Origin of the sequence: Polaromonas sp. UC242_47, from assembly GCF_044452385.1 — a bacterium.
In the GTDB taxonomy this organism is placed as follows: Bacteria; Pseudomonadota; Gammaproteobacteria; order Burkholderiales; family Burkholderiaceae_C; genus Polaromonas.
In genome coordinates, this window is sequence record NZ_JBIOAO010000003.1 from 77,544 (window position 1) to 92,493 (window position 14,950).

Annotated in this window: 15 protein-coding genes; 5 read left to right on the forward strand and 10 right to left on the reverse strand. The window is 65.1% G+C overall.

Going from position 1 to position 14,950, the window contains the following annotated elements:
- The first annotated feature begins 70 nt into the window (after positions 1-70).
- Both ACHMXK_RS22030 and ACHMXK_RS22035 read left to right on the forward strand, forming a co-directional pair.
- The gene (locus ACHMXK_RS22030; RefSeq protein ID WP_397442823.1) at positions 71-493 is read left to right on the forward strand and encodes a PPC domain-containing DNA-binding protein; all 423 of its coding nucleotides are present in this window, start codon (positions 71-73) and stop codon (positions 491-493) included.
- Positions 494-728: 235 nt separating this feature from the next.
- A complete protein-coding gene (locus ACHMXK_RS22035) occupies positions 729-1,025 on the forward strand; it encodes a hypothetical protein (protein WP_397442824.1) in 297 nt (98 codons plus the stop codon).
- 9 nt (positions 1,026-1,034) lie between these two features.
- Here ACHMXK_RS22035 and ACHMXK_RS22040 read toward each other — a convergent pair whose 3' ends face one another.
- The 4 genes from ACHMXK_RS22040 to ACHMXK_RS22055 all read right to left on the reverse strand — a co-directional run bounded on the left by ACHMXK_RS22040 (position 1,035) and on the right by ACHMXK_RS22055 (position 5,404).
- Entirely contained in the window at positions 1,035-1,829 is a 795-nt protein-coding gene (locus ACHMXK_RS22040) for a TIGR03915 family putative DNA repair protein (protein WP_397442825.1), read from the reverse strand.
- Positions 1,830-2,107: 278 nt separating this feature from the next.
- Positions 2,108-3,112 (reverse strand): lysylphosphatidylglycerol synthase domain-containing protein, encoded by a 1,005-nt coding sequence (locus tag ACHMXK_RS22045; RefSeq protein WP_397442826.1) that lies wholly within the window; start codon positions 3,110-3,112, stop codon positions 2,108-2,110.
- Positions 3,109-4,356 carry a cardiolipin synthase ClsB gene (clsB, locus tag ACHMXK_RS22050; protein ID WP_397442827.1) on the reverse strand — a complete coding sequence of 416 codons (1,248 nt, stop codon included), beginning with the start codon at positions 4,354-4,356 and terminating at the stop codon, positions 3,109-3,111. The genes ACHMXK_RS22045 and clsB overlap by 4 nt, the downstream gene beginning before the upstream one ends.
- A gap of 169 nt (positions 4,357-4,525) precedes the next feature.
- Positions 4,526-5,404, reverse strand: a complete 879-nt coding sequence (locus ACHMXK_RS22055; RefSeq protein WP_397442828.1) for an endonuclease/exonuclease/phosphatase family protein — start codon at positions 5,402-5,404, stop codon at positions 4,526-4,528.
- 297 nt (positions 5,405-5,701) lie between these two features.
- On the opposite strand from ACHMXK_RS22055, the gene ACHMXK_RS22060 reads away from it, so the two are divergent.
- The 3 genes from ACHMXK_RS22060 to ACHMXK_RS22070 all read left to right on the forward strand — a co-directional run bounded on the left by ACHMXK_RS22060 (position 5,702) and on the right by ACHMXK_RS22070 (position 7,257).
- Complete coding sequence (locus ACHMXK_RS22060) at positions 5,702-6,094, forward strand: hypothetical protein (protein WP_397442829.1); 393 nt, start codon at positions 5,702-5,704, stop codon at positions 6,092-6,094.
- A 134-nt stretch (positions 6,095-6,228) separates the two neighbouring features.
- Positions 6,229-6,744: a hypothetical protein gene (locus tag ACHMXK_RS22065; RefSeq protein WP_397442830.1), complete on the forward strand. Its 516-nt coding sequence runs from the start codon at positions 6,229-6,231 to the stop codon at positions 6,742-6,744.
- A 141-nt stretch (positions 6,745-6,885) separates the two neighbouring features.
- Positions 6,886-7,257, forward strand: a complete 372-nt coding sequence (locus ACHMXK_RS22070; RefSeq protein WP_397442831.1) for a glutaredoxin domain-containing protein — start codon at positions 6,886-6,888, stop codon at positions 7,255-7,257.
- 81 nt (positions 7,258-7,338) lie between these two features.
- Here the strand turns inward: ACHMXK_RS22070 and ACHMXK_RS22075 are convergent, their stop codons facing one another.
- The 6 genes from ACHMXK_RS22075 to ACHMXK_RS22100 all read right to left on the reverse strand — a co-directional run bounded on the left by ACHMXK_RS22075 (position 7,339) and on the right by ACHMXK_RS22100 (position 14,925).
- The gene (locus tag ACHMXK_RS22075) at positions 7,339-7,890 is read right to left on the reverse strand and encodes a Spy/CpxP family protein refolding chaperone (RefSeq protein WP_397442832.1); all 552 of its coding nucleotides are present in this window, start codon (positions 7,888-7,890) and stop codon (positions 7,339-7,341) included.
- A gap of 289 nt (positions 7,891-8,179) precedes the next feature.
- Positions 8,180-9,418, reverse strand: coding sequence for a beta-ketoacyl-[acyl-carrier-protein] synthase family protein (locus ACHMXK_RS22080; protein WP_397442833.1), 1,239 nt, complete (start codon positions 9,416-9,418; stop codon positions 8,180-8,182).
- The gene (locus ACHMXK_RS22085) at positions 9,415-9,675 is read right to left on the reverse strand and encodes a phosphopantetheine-binding protein (protein WP_397442834.1); all 261 of its coding nucleotides are present in this window, start codon (positions 9,673-9,675) and stop codon (positions 9,415-9,417) included. Before ACHMXK_RS22085 ends, ACHMXK_RS22080 begins: the two co-directional genes overlap by 4 nt.
- Positions 9,672-10,559, reverse strand: coding sequence for an alpha/beta hydrolase (locus ACHMXK_RS22090; RefSeq protein ID WP_397442835.1), 888 nt, complete (start codon positions 10,557-10,559; stop codon positions 9,672-9,674). Before ACHMXK_RS22090 ends, ACHMXK_RS22085 begins: the two co-directional genes overlap by 4 nt.
- Entirely contained in the window at positions 10,556-13,666 is a 3,111-nt protein-coding gene (locus tag ACHMXK_RS22095) for an efflux RND transporter permease subunit (RefSeq protein ID WP_397442836.1), read from the reverse strand. Before ACHMXK_RS22095 ends, ACHMXK_RS22090 begins: the two co-directional genes overlap by 4 nt.
- The gene (locus ACHMXK_RS22100) at positions 13,663-14,925 is read right to left on the reverse strand and encodes an efflux RND transporter periplasmic adaptor subunit (RefSeq protein ID WP_397442837.1); all 1,263 of its coding nucleotides are present in this window, start codon (positions 14,923-14,925) and stop codon (positions 13,663-13,665) included. Before ACHMXK_RS22100 ends, ACHMXK_RS22095 begins: the two co-directional genes overlap by 4 nt.
- Positions 14,926-14,950 lie beyond the last annotated feature (25 nt).

Sequence of the window (14,950 nt, forward strand, 5' to 3'; positions counted from 1 at the left end):
GGGCCTGGCGCAGTTGTGAAGGAATGAAACGCGGAGGCTTGTGGGAGGATATTGTTTTTAGGAGTCTGCCATGCCTGTGCCAGTCCATGTTTTGCGTCTGCAGCCCGGCGAGGACTTGCGCGGCGCGCTGGAAACCGCGTTTCGCGCCCTGCATGCCGGCGGTGTGGGTGCGGCCTGTGTGCTCTCGGCGGTGGGCAGTTTGTCCTGTGCGGTGTTGCGTTATGCGGACCAGCCCGCCGGTACGCCGTGGGTTGCGCCGCTGGAATTACTGAGCCTGTCGGGCACCCTGAGCGCCGACGGCCCGCATTTGCATGCCAGTGTGGCCGATGGCCAGGGTCAGGTGCGCGGCGGCCACGTGATGCGGGGCTGCACCGTGCGCACCACGGCCGAGGTGGTGCTGGCCTTGTTGCCAGGCTGGCAGTTCAGCCGGGAAGCCGATGCGACCACCGGTTTCCAGGAACTGGTGGTACGGCGGCTGGATCAAGCGGAATAGCCGGATTCTTGAGAAAAAAGGCCTGTAGCCCTTGAAGTATGGGCGCAGATAGCTATGAATACCATAGCGTTGCGCCGGCCGTGTCGCGATGGTGAGATGGCGTGCCGCTCCTACAGGGCGGCGCGGTGGCTGCCGATACGGACGGTTGCGGGGCGGTCTACACTGGCTGGCGGGGCCGGTTCTTGGGCTTGGCCGCACCCTTTCGCACTCATTACCGCGCCGAGAAGGAGTCATGATGAACAAGCGTTTGCCGATTTTGCTGGTGTTGCTGCTGGCCAGCGGCTTTGTTGTGGCGGCGCAGCGCGAGGCCCCGGCGCCCAAACCACGTATCAACCGCAACCCGGCGTTTCGCGAGAGCTTGCCGCCGGGACCCACCTTGCCGCCGGATGCGCGTGACGCCGCGGTGCCGGCGCCGGATTCGTCGCGCGACTCCAGCAGCCGGCCGGTGTTGCCACCAGGCAGCAGGGATGACCGTGATGTGGTGGTGCCCACGCCGGACACGACGCCTCAGCCCAATCTACGCAGGCCTTAAGCCTGAGCCTCAGGCGGGCTGCAGGCGAAACAGGTCGGCCGCTTCGGCCCTGTCCGAGTCCTCGGGCCTGTCGGCAGGCAGACAGGGTCCGCCGCCTGATCGAACGCTCCGGCGATGGAAGGTGCGCCGGTAAACCCTGAGCCAAAGTTGTTCGCCGGCGTCGAGCGCGGGCGTATCGGCTTTTTGGGCGCCGGGGCCGAAGTGCAACTGGGCGCCGTCCCATTCGGCGCTGCACTCGGGCGTCAGCAAGGCCCAGCGCATTTGCCGGAAGCGCCGCGCAAAAAACGGCGCGACGGTTTCAACAATGTGGTGTTGGGGTTCGAACCAGGCGACATGCAGGGGCCCGATCGCGGGCTGGTTGGTGAAGGCCTCGTCCTGCACACGGCGAAAACGCACAAAGGCCTTGAGTTCGTGGATGTCACGGCGCACTGCTTGCGCCAGGTTCTGGGCCAGGGCCCAGTCGGTGTCCAGCGGCTGGTGTTGCAGATCGGGCTCATGCTGCAGGCGCCAGAGCAGGCGGTACAGCAGCTTGAAACGGTCGGGGTCGCGGTGCTGGATGACGGCTTCAGCCAGGGCCAGAAATTCGGGCGGCAAAGAGAGCTGCGCGCTGTGGCCGGACACGGGGAGGCGGGGACGTGTGTCGTCGTTGCAGCACCAGCTGACTTGTCCGGGCAGGATGTGCTGCGCCAGCAAGCCCTGTGCGGCATGGCAAAAACCTGGCAAATCCGTTTGTCCCTGCAGTTGTATGGGCAGCGGGGCCTCAGGGAAAAGGTCGCTGGTCAGGCGGTCGTTCATGGCACCCATGGCTGGCTCCTTGTTTCTGCACTCACCCATGGTGGCGCAAGCGCCTGCCCCTGCGCTGTAGGCCAAGACGCAAAGCTTGCGCACGCCGTTGGCGCGGCCTGCGCAAGGACGGCGTCGGGCCAGGCGATGGGGGTAGTTTTTGAAAACACTGTATTAATATACAGTCATCTGGAGATTTTTGCACGGGAGTTCCCCCCAGGTGTGGTGCCAAAGCTCGGCTTTGGCGGCCAACGGGGGCTGAACGGGGCTTAACGCCTGGCGAAAAATCCGCACTGCCGTCAGCGGGGGTCTGGGGCCTGTGGTGTGGCCCGGCTTTCGGTGGCGAGGTAGAACAGGCTGGCCGCGGCCAGGGGCAACAGGTAATAAATGACGCGGTAAGCCACCAGCCCAGCAAGCAACTCCGTGGTGGGCATCAGGTGCGACAGCAGCGCAACAAACACCGCTTCGAGCACACCGAGCCCGGCCGGCACATGGGTGATGACACCCGCGACGGCGGCGACCAGCAACACACCAGCCACGGTGGGCAAGGCGACTTTTTGCTGCAACAGCATGAAAATCACCCCACTCATGAGCAGCCAGTTGGCGGCGCCCAGGCCCAGTTGCAAAAGCGCCAGCCGCCAGGAGGGCAGGTCCAGTTCATGGCCGCGCAGGACAAAACGGCGCTGGCGGGAAAAAGCACACAGCAGCGGGTAGGCCAGCGCAATGGCCAGCAGGGCAAAACCCAGCAGCTGCAGGCCTTCGCTGCCCATGGCCCAGTCGGGCGGCAGGGCCGGGGTATCAAAGCCAAAAATGACACCGGCCAGCAGCAGGTAGCCAATCCAGTTGGTCAACATGCTCAGGGACATGACGCGGGTGATCACGCCGGTGTCCAGGCCCAGCCGTGAATACAGGCGGTAACGAAAGGCCACACCGCCGACCAGCGAGCCGAGGTTGAGGTTGAACACATAACTGATGAAGGTGACCCCCATCACCGTGGGCGCACGCAAGGTGTGGCCGGTGTAGCGTCGCCCCAGCAGGTCAAAGCAGCTGTACAAGGTCAGGCTGCTGACCGCCAGCGCGGCAGCCAAGCCCAGCGCGCGCAGCGGGTAGTTGCGCAAGGTGGCCCAGACCTCGTTCCAGGCGATGGCGCGCGCCTGCGAGGCCAGCAGCCACAACACCAGCGCAAAAAATACCGCGGTGAGTGCGCGCACCAGCCAGGGCCACCAGGTCTTGCCGCGGAGGCCGCGTGGTCTGGCAGGGGGGCGCGCCGGGCGGGTGTGGTCCAGCACCTGTTCATGGCTCATGAGGCCTGGCCTTCGCTGATGTGGTCGGTGCCCGGCGTGGCCAGCAGGTGTTCGGCCGGCATCAGGCGCGGCGTGTGGGCCGGCAGCCAGCCAAACCATGCCGGGTAACGGCGCAACAAATGGAACACAAAAAAACTGCGCAGTGTGACCCAGGCGCCGGACTCGGTCAGATCCGCAGCGTGGACTTGTTGGCAGTGCTGGTCCATCAGCTGTGTCAGGTGCTCGCCCAGTTGCTGGTTGAAGGCGTGGTCCTTGATGATGACGTTGGCCTCGAGGTTGAGCGCCAGGCTCAGCGGGTCCAGGTTGCTGGAGCCGACGGTGGCCCATTCGTCGTCGGTCAGCGCGACCTTGCCGTGCAAGGGGCGCTCGCGGTATTCGTAAATTCTGACACCGGCCCCCAGCAGGTGGTGGTACAGCATGTTGGCCGCGGTTTTGACAATCGGCATGTCGGGTTCGCCCTGCAGGATCAGTTGCACGTTCACGCCACGTCGGGCTGCCTTGCGCAACTCCTTGAGCAGGCGGTAGCCGGGAAAAAAATAGGCGTTGGCGATGATGACGCGGCGCCGCGCACCACGGATGGCGATGCGGTAATGGCGCTCGATGTCGGTTTTGTGTTCGCGGTTGTCGCGCGTGACAAACAGGGCTTCGGCGCTGCCCGCCGCCGGTACGTTACTGCTGGCCGGGACGGCCGGCGTACGGCGAAACAGGTGGCGTTTATAACGCTGCGGGTGGCGCTGGCCGATCAGCAACTGGGCCCGCACAAAGTGGTGGATGTTGGTCACCAGCGGCCCTTGAATCTCCACCGCATAGTCCTGTTTGGCCAGCGGGCCAAAGTCCGCCAGGTGGTCGGCCGAATAATTGATGCCGCCCACAAACGCACGTGCACCATCCACCACCACGATCTTGCGGTGCATGCGCCGGAACAGGTTGGTGCGAAAGCCCCATAGCCGGGGCTGCGGGTCAAACACGTGGATCCGAACGCCGGCCTGCGTCAACGCCGAGATGAAGGCGGTCGACAGGTCGGGTGAGCCGTAACCGTCGATGGTCAGGTCGACCTGCACACCACGCCGCGCCGCCGTCAGCAGCGCCGCCTGCAGGGCGGTGCCAACCTTGTCTTCAAACAGGATGAAGGTTTCCAGCAACACCTCGCGCTGCGCCGCGGCAATAGACGCGAACACGCGGGGGGAAAAAGCCTCGCCGTTTTCCAGCAAGGTGAAATGGTTGCCACCGACCCATGGGGTCATGAGGTCAAGGCCCCCACGCTTTTCGCTTCGCGTAATGCGCTGCCCCCCGAGGGGGCGCTGCGCCTGCGGCCCGGCAAAGCCGGTTCCGCGGCCCCGGCTGGTAGGGCGGGAGCCCCGGGGGGCAGCGCACCGCCGAAGGCACACGCAGTGGCAAGCGTGGGGGCCATGTTCACAGTTCGATCTCCGCTGCCAGTGGCGCGTGGTCGGACAGGTGCGACCAGGGTTTGATGGGCAACACCACGGGCGCGTGGCCGATGGCGTTGCGTACATAAATGCGGTCCAGCTGCAGCAGGGGAAAACGCGCGGGAAAGGTGCGGGCGGCTTTGCCATGGGCCTGCACAAACACCTCGTGCATGTTGGCGCCTTTGGCCAGCACATGGTGGGCGCGGCGGCGCCAGTCGTTGAAGTCACCGGCGGCGATCACCGGCGCGCTGGGGGGAATGTCTTTGTGCACCAAGTCGCACAACATCTGGAGTTGTTTGAGGCGGTGGGATTCGGCCAGGCCCAGATGCACACAAATGACGTGCACGTTGGTGTCGCGGCCTGGCACGTCCAGCACGCAGTGCAGCAGGCCGCGCCGCTCCGGTCCGCTGATGGACACGTCACGGTTTTCGAAACGGATGATGGGAAACTTGGACAACACGGCGTTGCCGTGGTGACCGTTGGTGTAGACCGCGTTGCGGCCATAGGCAAACTGCGGCCAGATGCTGTCGGCGAGGAATTCGTAATGCGGCGCGGTCGGGTAGTTGGCCACCTTGCTTTCATGTCTGGCGTGGGTGCCCGTCACTTCCTGCAGGAACACCACGTCGGCACCCACGGTACGCACGGCCTCCCGCAATTCATGCAGGATGAATTTGCGGTTGAAAAAGGTGAAGCCTTTGTGGATGTTGACCGTCAGCACCTTGATGGAAAAACTCAGCGAGGCGGTGGCAATGGCTTGCTGGGTGGCGGCCAATGCATCGTCATCGCTGTGCAAAGGCACAGGCACGGCGGCCGTTTCATGGACCTGGATGAGGGATTCGGGAGAAAGCATGAGGGACAAGGACATGGCAAAGAGACATTGTTGCGCAGCCCCGCCCCAGGCCGGCGTAGGACAGCAAGCCCATTTGCCGTTGGTAAGGTCTTTAAGCGCCGCTTAAGAAGATTTTGAAGGGGGTGATGTCCTACGTTGCCGGACGAGGCCCGCCGATACCCCACTGGGGGCCTGGGCCCTAAATTCATACCAACCAAGCCCTCTGGGGGTCTGGCTTTGCAAGGCGTCCGGTATGCCTTGCAGGATGGTTTTCCCTTCCCAGGCGTTCTTGTCAGGCCTTGTCCGTTTTGGGCTTTTTATCAGGAGTTAGACATGAAAAAACTTTCAATGCGTTTTCTTCCCCTTGTTGTGGCATTGAGCGCCACCACGCTGGCTTTTGCGGCCCCAGCCCAGATGGGCGGCAGTGTGCGAGACGGCAGCAACACCCATATCGACAGCGATGCGCGTGCTCATGCCATGGCCTCGGTGAACGGCAGCACGCCGGCCCAGACCCAGACCCCGGTCGCTGCGCAAAACACTGGCGGTGCCAAAGGCACGATGGGCCGGACCGTTGACAAGGTGGAAGGCGCCATGGGCAAGGCCGCCGACGCGACAAAACGCGGTGTCAAACGCGCAGGCACTGCCGTGGGCAATGTCGCTGAACGTGCGGACCGTGGCATTCAAAACGCCTTGCCCGGCAAGGCAGCCGGCAGCCCGTCGCAATAAACCCGGACAGGTTCCAGTTCACGCAGGCAGGCCTTGTGCGTTTCAGCACGGGCAGTTCGGAATCTTCCATGGCGGGCATGGGGTCTTCAGGGATCTCCCCCAACGCTTTCATTCAAAGATCAAAGGAAACACAGATGCACAAGTCAACGATGTCGATTCTTCTGGCCAGCATGATGGCCGTCTCCGGTTTTGCGGTGGCGCAAACCACCCCTGCACCGGTTCAGGCCCAGGGCGGTGCGACCACGGTTGCCCCGGCGGCTGACGCCGGCACCATGCCGAATACCCGTGCGGATGTCAAAAGCGAAATCAACACCCGCTCCGGCGCCAAAGTTGGCGCACCGGCCCAGGGTGGTGCCATGCCTTCAGGCGCGGCCAGGACAAGCGCAAGCGGCGGCATGTCCGGCACCACCCGTGCGGATGTGAAAGCAGACATCCCCGGTGGCAGCAAAGCCGGTGCGTCGGCACAAGGCGACTCCAGCGTGTCGGGTGCACCGGCCGCCGGTGCCAAATCGTCGACCTCTGCCGAACGCAAGGCCAAGCGTGCCGAACGCAAAGCGGCACGCAAGGCCAAACATGATGCCGCGGCTAACAGCACCGGCAAAGGCATGGACACGGGTCCCAGCAGCACGGCCAAGACCGCACCCCAATAATTCAGTTCTTCACTCGCCCTGACAGGGCTTGGCAACAGCGCCCGCTTCGCAAGAAGTCGGGCGTCTTTTTTTGTGGGATGGCATCAGCGTCGCTGCCATGCCTTAAGCTGCCGAATCCGTTGTCTCTTGAAGGAGTTCTCCATGCCCCGCGCCATTCTTGACGAATCCCGCATCCACCCCGCCATCCGGGCCAAGGTGGCCCAGCATCAACAAGCCATCGTGCAGGAGGTGCAGGCCGCCGTGGCCGCCCATGCCGTGGTCGTGGTGGGCATGGGCCTGAACCCGTTTCCGCGCAAGGCGCGCCGCGCGCTGGACGCCGCCGGCGTGGCCCACCACTACCTGGAATACGGCAACTACCTGAACACCTGGCGCGCGCGCAATGCCCTCAAGATGTGGACGGGCTGGCCGACCTTGCCCATGGTGTTTGTGCGCGGTATGTTGATAGGCGGGGCCAGCGACCTGGAGCAGCTGATCGCCAGCGGGGAACTCACAACGATGCTGGCCGGCGCCTGAGCGCCACAAGAAAAAGCCCGCCACGGCGTCGGGGAGACGCTGTGGCGCGCCGGGTGGTCGCTGTGGTTTAACGCACAGCGTTCAGCCTTTGTGCGGCTGACCGTGGTGTTCACCATGGTGTGAGCCGCGGTGGTCCATGGGCAGGCTGTCAAAGATCTTTTTCTGGTCGGCGTTGAGCGCCGCATAAAAAGTCTTGGTGGCCTCACCGCGTTTGTCCATGGCCGCGGTCATCTCGGCCATGCGCTGGGTGCGCATCGCACGCATTTTGTCAATGCGTTCGGGCGTCGTCAGTTTGGCGAATTCGGCACGCATGGCGGCGCGGTCGGGCCGTGCCGAGGTATCGCGTGCCGCTGGTTTCATGGCAGCGGTGTAGGCCGACCAGGCGCCTTCCTGGGCCGGCGTGATGGCGAGTTTGGCTTTCAGCTCGGCCGCACGTTTGGCCATGCGCGCCTGCATCTTGGCCGGGTCGTGGCGGTGTTCCCCGGCTTTGGCGGCGGGTTGGGCCGGGGCGGCCGAGGTGGCGGGTGCTGCAGGCGCCACGGTTTGCGCTGTGGCGGCCAGTCCCATGGAGGCCATGATGCCGACCAGGATCAGGCTGTTGACGGACTTCAGGGGTTTGAAAACGGATGTCATGAGAGCTTCCTTTCAAGAGAAGACAAAGCCTGCGACCGGGAATTGGCGTCAGGTTGAAGGCAAGTTTGCGCGGCCTGTGTAAGCGCGCCATGACGCGTGCGTGAGGATTTTGTAAAGTTTTTTGCAAATTTGCGGCGTCTTTTGCCAGCGGGTTCTGGCCAGGCGCGTCCGCCCCGGCCCGGCGTTTCTGTACCTCGGATTGAGCATGAAAAAGGCCTGCAGCCCTTGTCCTGTGCACGTCATCAGCTATTGAATCGGTAGCGACTGACGCGCCGCATTCGGCCGTGCTTCAGGCGTCGTCGCGGCCCGCAACCAGCACGGCGTTGGTCCCGCCAAAAGCGAAGGAGTTGGACAAGGCGTAACGCAGGCCGGGTGCGTCACGCGCCGCACCGCGCACGAAGTCCAGCGCAAACGCCGGGTCGGGCGTGTGCAGGTGGGCGGTGGGTGGCAGCGCCTGGCGCGCCAGCGCGCGCAGGCAGGCAATCAGCTCGACCGAGCCGCCCGCGCCCAGCAGGTGGCCGTGGATGGCCTTGGTGGCGCTGACCGGCGCCGCTGCGCCAAACACCTGGTGCAGGGAGCTGGCTTCGGCGGCATCGCCGGCCAGCGTGGCCGTGCCGTGGGCATTGATGTGGCCGATCTGCGCGGCGTCGAGGCCGGCGTCGCGCAGGGCGGCGCGCATCACGCGGGCCTGGCTGGCTGCATCGGGCTGGGTGATGTGGGTGCCGTCGCAGTTGGTGGCGTAGCCGAGCAGCCGCAGGGCGCTATCGGCACCGCGCGCGCGCGCATGGGCCGGCGACTCCAGCACCAGGGCGGCCGCACCTTCGCCCAGCGCGAAACCGGCGCGGTCGGCAGCGAAAGGCCGGCAGGCGGTTTCGGGCGCGCCGGCCGGCGGTGGCGCCATCACCCGCATGCCGTGCCAGCCGGTCATCATGCCGGGTGTCAGCATGGCGTCGTGGCCGCCGACGATGGCCACATCCAGCCAGCCGCCGCGGATGGCACGCATGGCCTCGCCGATGGCGACGGCCGAGGAGGCGCAGGCGCAGGCGTAACTGATGGCGCTGCCTTGCGCGCCGAAATGCAGGGCCAGCTCCGCCACCGCGGCGTTGGGCATCACGGTCAGCACGGTGGTCGGCCGCATGCGGCGTTGTTCGCCGTACAGGGCGGCGGCGGTGGTGTCGAAAAAGCCGGCGCCGGCCATGCCGCTGCCCCAGAAGATGCCCAGGCGTTCGGGGTCCAGGCGGCTGGCGTCCAGTCCGGCGTGGACGGCCGCGTCCTGCGCGGACGCCAGGGCCATGGCCGTGCCCCGGTCCAGCGGCAGGCGCGAGGCGCTGCGCTGGCTGGTGACGTCAAAATCGCAACGGGCGACGGTGATCTGCACGGGATCAAAACCGTTGATGGCCACGCTGTGGGCGCTGACGGCCGAGATGCCGCCAAACAACGCCGCGTCAAAATCCGCCAGCGTGCGGCCTATGGGCGTGAGCAAGCCCAGGCCCGTGACCCACACCGGGGTGGCCGCGGGGTGGTTCATGCCGGCAGGGCTCCGGCGATGGTTTCGTCAATCACCTCGCACAGGCGCTGCAACGTGATGCCGGCCTCGCGCGGGTCGAGTTTTTCTTCGGGAATACGCAGGCCGAACGCGTCTTCCGCGGCGAAGACAAACTCCATCAGGGTGAGCGAGTCCAGGCCCAGATCGCTGATCGCGACGCCGGGCAGGATGGCCTCCGGCTGGACATGGAACTCTTTTTCAAGAAGGCTGGCAATTTTGTGGAAGGTCTGGCTGGTCATGCAACATGCTCCTTGAAAACAGCGGGAAAGAGGGACGGAAAAGCCTGGGATGTGCCATGGGCCACGCTTTCCGCAAAGCTGACGGTTTCGCGCACCACCTGCTGGCGGTCGTTGTCTATGGTGATCATGTGGTAGCTGTTGCCCAGCACCACGGTGCGGAAGGCGCCGCAGCGCAGGCCTTTGGCCAGGATGTCGAGGTTGGCCACGCTGGCGACTTCGTCCTGCTGCGCGTGCAGGGCCAGCACGCTGGCGCAGCGCACCTCGCCCAGGTGGCGCTTGACATGGCGGATCAGGCGGTCGTGTTCGCGCAGGTGGCTGATGCCTATCACCGAGCTGCCGGCACGCGAAATTTTGCGGTCGCGTAATTCGCGCGCAATCCAGGCGCGCACACGTTCGTTCTTGACGCCGTAAGGCGGGCGCTCGCGGTATTGCCAGAAACGCCCGATCGGTGTGTACAGCGCCAGCGGCAGCAGCACCTGCGTGCGCGGAATCGCCCAGCCGTCGAACTTCAGCGTGGTCGACATCAGAACCAGCGCGTCGATGGCCTCGCCGCAGCGGATGGCGGCGCCCAGCGCCAGCGCAGCGCCGGCCGAAATGCCGACCAGGATCACGCGGTCGTGGCTGCTGCGCAAGACCGCCACACGCGCCGCGATGGTGTCCAGCCACGCGCGGTAGGGACGGGCGTGTTGCAGCGGCGCGCTTGCGTCGTAGGAGTAGCCGTCTATCGACAGCGGCTCCACGGCGTAGCCCTGCTGGCGCAGGCCGGCTTGCACGGTGAAGAGCTCGTCCGGCGTGCTGCACAAGCCGTGCAGCAACACCACGGCCGTGCGCTGCACCGCCGGGTGCACCACGCTCAGCAGGCCGCTCGGGTCACGTGAACTCACGGCAGCGCCTCACCTTCCGGCAGCAGCGTTTCTTCGCCGCCCGCCGGTGGTTTGTCCTTGCTGAACCAGGCCACGTACAGGACCGGCAACACCACCAGCGTCAGCAAGGTGGCGGTGATCAGGCCACCAATGATCACGATGGCCAGCGGCCGCTGCGTCTCCGAACCGATCTCATGCGACAAGGCCATGGGCAGCAGGCCCAGCGCGGCCAGCATGGCGGTCATCAGTACGGTGCGCAGGCGTTGCATGGAGCCGAGCTTAACCGCATCCAGCACCTTGTGGCCGGCGTTTTGCAGTTGCTGGAACACCGACAACATCACCACGCCGTTGAGCACGGCCTGGCCCGACAGGGCGATGAAACCGATGGCCGCCGAGACCGACAGCGGGATGGTGAACACCCACAGCGCCACAAAACCTCCGATCAGCGCCAGCGGCACGTTGATGAGAATCAGGGTGGCCATGCGCAGGGACTTGAAGGCGTCGAACAGCAGCACGAAGATCAGCAGCAGCGAGATCGGCACCACCACCGACAGCCGCTTCATGGCGCGCTCCTGGTTCTCAAACTCGCCCGACCAGCCTATGGTGTAACCGGTCGGCAGCTTGACGTTCTGGCTGATGCGGTCTTGCATGTCCTTGACCACGGAGCCCATGTCGCGGTCCTTGATGAAGATGCCAATCGCCGTGGTGCGGCGGCCGGCTTCACGCGCGATGTTCATCGCGCCCGTGCCTTCGTAGATGCGGGTGACCGCACCCAGCTGCACATAACCGCCGTCCGGCGTGGCGATGGGTGTGTGCGGCAGGTTGGCGATGACACGTTCGTTCGAGGGCAGGCGCACGGCCACGGCGAACTTGCGCTCTCCTTCCCACAGGCTGGTGGCGGCCTTGCCCGCCAGCGCGGCCTCGATCACGTCCTGGATGTCGCCCACGTTCAGGCCGTAACGTGCGGCCCGGTCGCGGTCGATGTCGATCAGCAGTTGCGGCACCTGGCCGTCGCGGTCGATTTCGGCACGGGCCACGCCGCGTACCTGCTTGATTTCGCGGGCAATGGCGTCGGTGATTTTTTTCATCTCGCCCAGGTCATCGCCGGCGAGCTTGATCACGATCTGGCCCTTGATCTGCGAGATGGACTCCAGCACGTTGTCGCGTATGGGCTGCGAGAAGGCGGGGTCTATGCCCGGAATGGCCCTGAGCACGCGGTTCATTTCCTCGGTGATCTTGTCGCGCGTCATGCCCTTGCGCCATTGGTCCTCGGGCTTGATGTCGACGAAAATTTCCGCCATCGAGATGGTCTTGGGGTCGGTGCCGTCTTCGGGCTGGCCGGCCTTGGAAACCGTGGTGCGTACCTCGGGCACCGTCAGCAAGGCCTTGCGCGCCATGCGCAGGATGCGTGTGGCTTCCTCGCTGGAGGCATTGGGCGACATGGTGAAGTTGACCCAGGTGGTGCCCTCGTTGAGCTCGGGCAGGAATTCCGAGCCCAGGCGGGAGGCGACAAAAATCGACAGGCCGAAGGCGCCCAGCGCGGCGATCACCACCAGGCGGCGATGCTCCAGCGCCCAGTCCAGCACCGGCGTGTACAGGCGTTTGCAGTTGGCCACCAGGCGGTTGTCGCCGTGCGGCAACTTCTTGCGCAGCAGCCAGAAGGCCAGCAAGGGCACCAGGGTCAGGGAGAAAATCAGGGCCCCGATCAGCGCCGTGGTCACGCTCAGTGCCATGGGCTGGAAGATGCGGCCTTCGTGGCGCTGCAGCGCAAAAATCGGAATGTGCGCGGCAATGATGATCAGCATCGAGAACAGCGTGGGGCGGCCGACCTCGGTGGCCGCGTCGATGATGACGTTGCGGCGTTCGGCCTTGCTCATGGCCTCTTTTTTCTCGGACAGCCGGTGCATGATGTTTTCAATCACGATCACCGCGCCGTCCACGATGATGCCGAAGTCCATGGCGCCCAGGCTCAGCAGGTTGGCCGGCACGCCCATGATCTTCAGGCCCATGAAGGTCGACAGCAAGGCCAGCGGAATGATCACCACCACCGCCAGGCTGGCGCGCAGATTGGACAGAAAGAGGTAGAGCACCAGCGAAACCAGCAGCGCACCTTCGACCAGGTTGCGAAACACCGTGGTCAGGGTTTTGTCCATCAACCAGGTGCGGTCGTAAAAAGGCACGATCTGCACGCCTTTGGGCAGGCCGCGTGCGTTGAGGTCGGCGATTTTTTCCTTCACGCCTTTCAGGACCACGCTGGGGTTTTCGCCTTTGCGCATGATGACGATGCCGGTCACGATGTCGTCATCGTTGTCCTGGCCGACCACACCCAGGCGCGGCACGGCGCCGGTTTTGACCTGGGCGATGTCGCGAATCAGGATGGGGGTGCCGTTGCGTGCGGCCACCACGATGCGGCCGATGTCGTCGGCCGACTGCAGCAGGCCCAGGCCGCGTATGGTGTATTGCTGCGCCCCTTGCGCCACATAGCTGCCGCCGGCGTTGGAGTTGCCGCGGCCCAGGGCGTCGAGCAGGTTCTGGAAGGTCAGCTTGTAGGCGCGCAATTTGTCCAGGTCGGGCTGGACCTCGTATTGCTTGATGGCGCCGCCCATGGCGACCACGTCGGCCACGCCCGGCACCTGGCGCAAGGCACGTTCGACGGTCCAGTCCTCCAGGGTGCGGATGTCGGTGGTGGTGAGGCCATCGCCCTTGAGGCGGTAACGCATGATTTCGCCGACCGGTGTGGCGTTGGGCGCGATTTCAGCTTGCACGCCGGGCGGCAGGTCCACGCTGGACAGGCGTTCTGCCACCTGCTGGCGCACGATGTTGACGTTGGCGGCGTCGTCGTAGGTGACCACGGTGAAAGACAGGCCGAACTGGGTGTGCGAAAAAACGCGGATCGCATTGGGCAGGCCGGCCAGCGCCACCTCAATCGGCAGCGTCACCTGTTTTTCAACTTCTTCCGGCGCACGGCCGGGGTAGAGCGCGATGACGGTGACCTGCGTGTCGGTCACGTCGGGGAAAGCTTCCACCGACAGGTTCTTGAAGGAGAACACGCCTGCCATGACAAACAGCAGCGTGCCGAGCACGATGAACAGCGGCTGGTGCAGCGCGTAATGAATCAGCCTTTTCATGGCTTGGCCTGCGGAGCGGAGGCCGCAGGAGCCGGGGTTGCTACTGATTTTGTAGCTATTTGCGCTGATGGGGAAAGGGCTGCAGGCACTTTTTTGTCTGAAACGCCGGCGGGGGCCGCGTCATCCTGGGCATTGCGGAACTCGCGTGCCAGCAGCAGCATGTTTTCGCTGACCACCTGTTCGCCGGCTTCCAGTCCGCGCGACACCACGGTTTCGTGCGGGCCCTGGTAACTCAGCGTGACCTCGCGCATTTCAAACACGCCGGGTTGCACCTGCACCAGCACGGTGTGCTGGGAGCCTTGCAAGGCGATGGCCTGCGAGGGGATCACCACGCCCTGGCCGATGATGCGCTCGATACGCGCGGTGGCCAGCATCTCGGCCTTGAGGATGCGTTCCGGGTTGGCGACCAGGCCCCTGACCTTGATGGTGCGGGTGCTCGGGTCGATGAAGTCGGCGGCGGCGGTGACGCGGCCCTCGAACTTGCGGCCCGGCAGGGTCGGGATCACCAGCTCGAAGGCGGCGCCGGGCTGCAGGGTGCCGATCTCGGTTTCGCGGGCGTCGATTTGTACCCACAGCGAGCTCGGGTCGGTCACCACAAACAGCGCGGGCACGCCCGGGCCAGACTGGTCGGGCCGCACTTCCTGGCCGGGGTTGAGGTTGCGCTCGACCACCGTGCCGCTGATGCTGGACAGCAGGCCCAACTGCTGGTTGACGTTGCCGCTGCCGCCGCCATACATCCGGGTACGGGCTTCGGCGCGTTGGCTTTCCGCCGTCGAACGCGCGGCATCGGCTTCGGCCTGCTCCAGGTCCTTGCGGGCGACGATGCCGGCCTCAAACAACTCGCGCTGGCGCTGCAGGGATTTTTGCGCCAGGCGGGCATCGGCCTGGGCCTTGGCGGTATCGGCCTGTGCGCCGCCGAAATCCGGCGAAGCCAGTTGTGCCAGCAAGGAGCCGGACTTGACGGCCTGACCCACGTCGGCCTTGATCGCCATCACCCGGCCGGCAAAAGCCGGGTAGATGCGCTGGGTGTGTTCTTCGTTCCAGACCAGTTTGGCGGGCAGCTCCACCACAATGGCCTTGCCCGGGGCGGCGGCCGTCACCCCCAGCAGCGCCAGCTGCGGGTGGCCGGCGGGAAATTGCAGCTGCTTGCCCTGCAGGATGGGTTCCGGCATTTGTTGCGCCGGTGGCGCGGCCTGGTTGCAGGCCGACAGCAAGGCGAGTGCCGAGGCGGTGAGGGTGAGAAGAAGGGTACGTTTCACGATGGAGGTCCGAAAAAGAAAAGAG

Bases quoted from the DNA above. Each gene is read 5' to 3' on its own strand.
- ACHMXK_RS22030 (WP_397442823.1), top strand. From the start codon at position 71: ATGCCTGTGCCAGTCCATGTTTTGCGTCTGCAGCCCGGCGAGGACTTG.
- ACHMXK_RS22035 (WP_397442824.1), top strand. From the start codon at position 729: ATGAACAAGCGTTTGCCGATTTTGCTGGTGTTGCTGCTGGCCAGCGGC.
- ACHMXK_RS22040 (WP_397442825.1), bottom strand. From the start codon at position 1,829: ATGGGTGCCATGAACGACCGCCTGACCAGCGACCTTTTCCCTGAGGCC.
- ACHMXK_RS22045 (WP_397442826.1), bottom strand. From the start codon at position 3,112: ATGAGCCATGAACAGGTGCTGGACCACACCCGCCCGGCGCGCCCCCCT.
- clsB (WP_397442827.1), bottom strand. From the start codon at position 4,356: ATGACCCCATGGGTCGGTGGCAACCATTTCACCTTGCTGGAAAACGGC.
- ACHMXK_RS22055 (WP_397442828.1), bottom strand. From the start codon at position 5,404: ATGTCCTTGTCCCTCATGCTTTCTCCCGAATCCCTCATCCAGGTCCAT.
- ACHMXK_RS22060 (WP_397442829.1), top strand. From the start codon at position 5,702: ATGAAAAAACTTTCAATGCGTTTTCTTCCCCTTGTTGTGGCATTGAGC.
- ACHMXK_RS22065 (WP_397442830.1), top strand. From the start codon at position 6,229: ATGCACAAGTCAACGATGTCGATTCTTCTGGCCAGCATGATGGCCGTC.
- ACHMXK_RS22070 (WP_397442831.1), top strand. From the start codon at position 6,886: ATGCCCCGCGCCATTCTTGACGAATCCCGCATCCACCCCGCCATCCGG.
- ACHMXK_RS22075 (WP_397442832.1), bottom strand. From the start codon at position 7,890: ATGACATCCGTTTTCAAACCCCTGAAGTCCGTCAACAGCCTGATCCTG.
- ACHMXK_RS22080 (WP_397442833.1), bottom strand. From the start codon at position 9,418: ATGAACCACCCCGCGGCCACCCCGGTGTGGGTCACGGGCCTGGGCTTG.
- ACHMXK_RS22085 (WP_397442834.1), bottom strand. From the start codon at position 9,675: ATGACCAGCCAGACCTTCCACAAAATTGCCAGCCTTCTTGAAAAAGAG.
- ACHMXK_RS22095 (WP_397442836.1), bottom strand. From the start codon at position 13,666: ATGAAAAGGCTGATTCATTACGCGCTGCACCAGCCGCTGTTCATCGTG.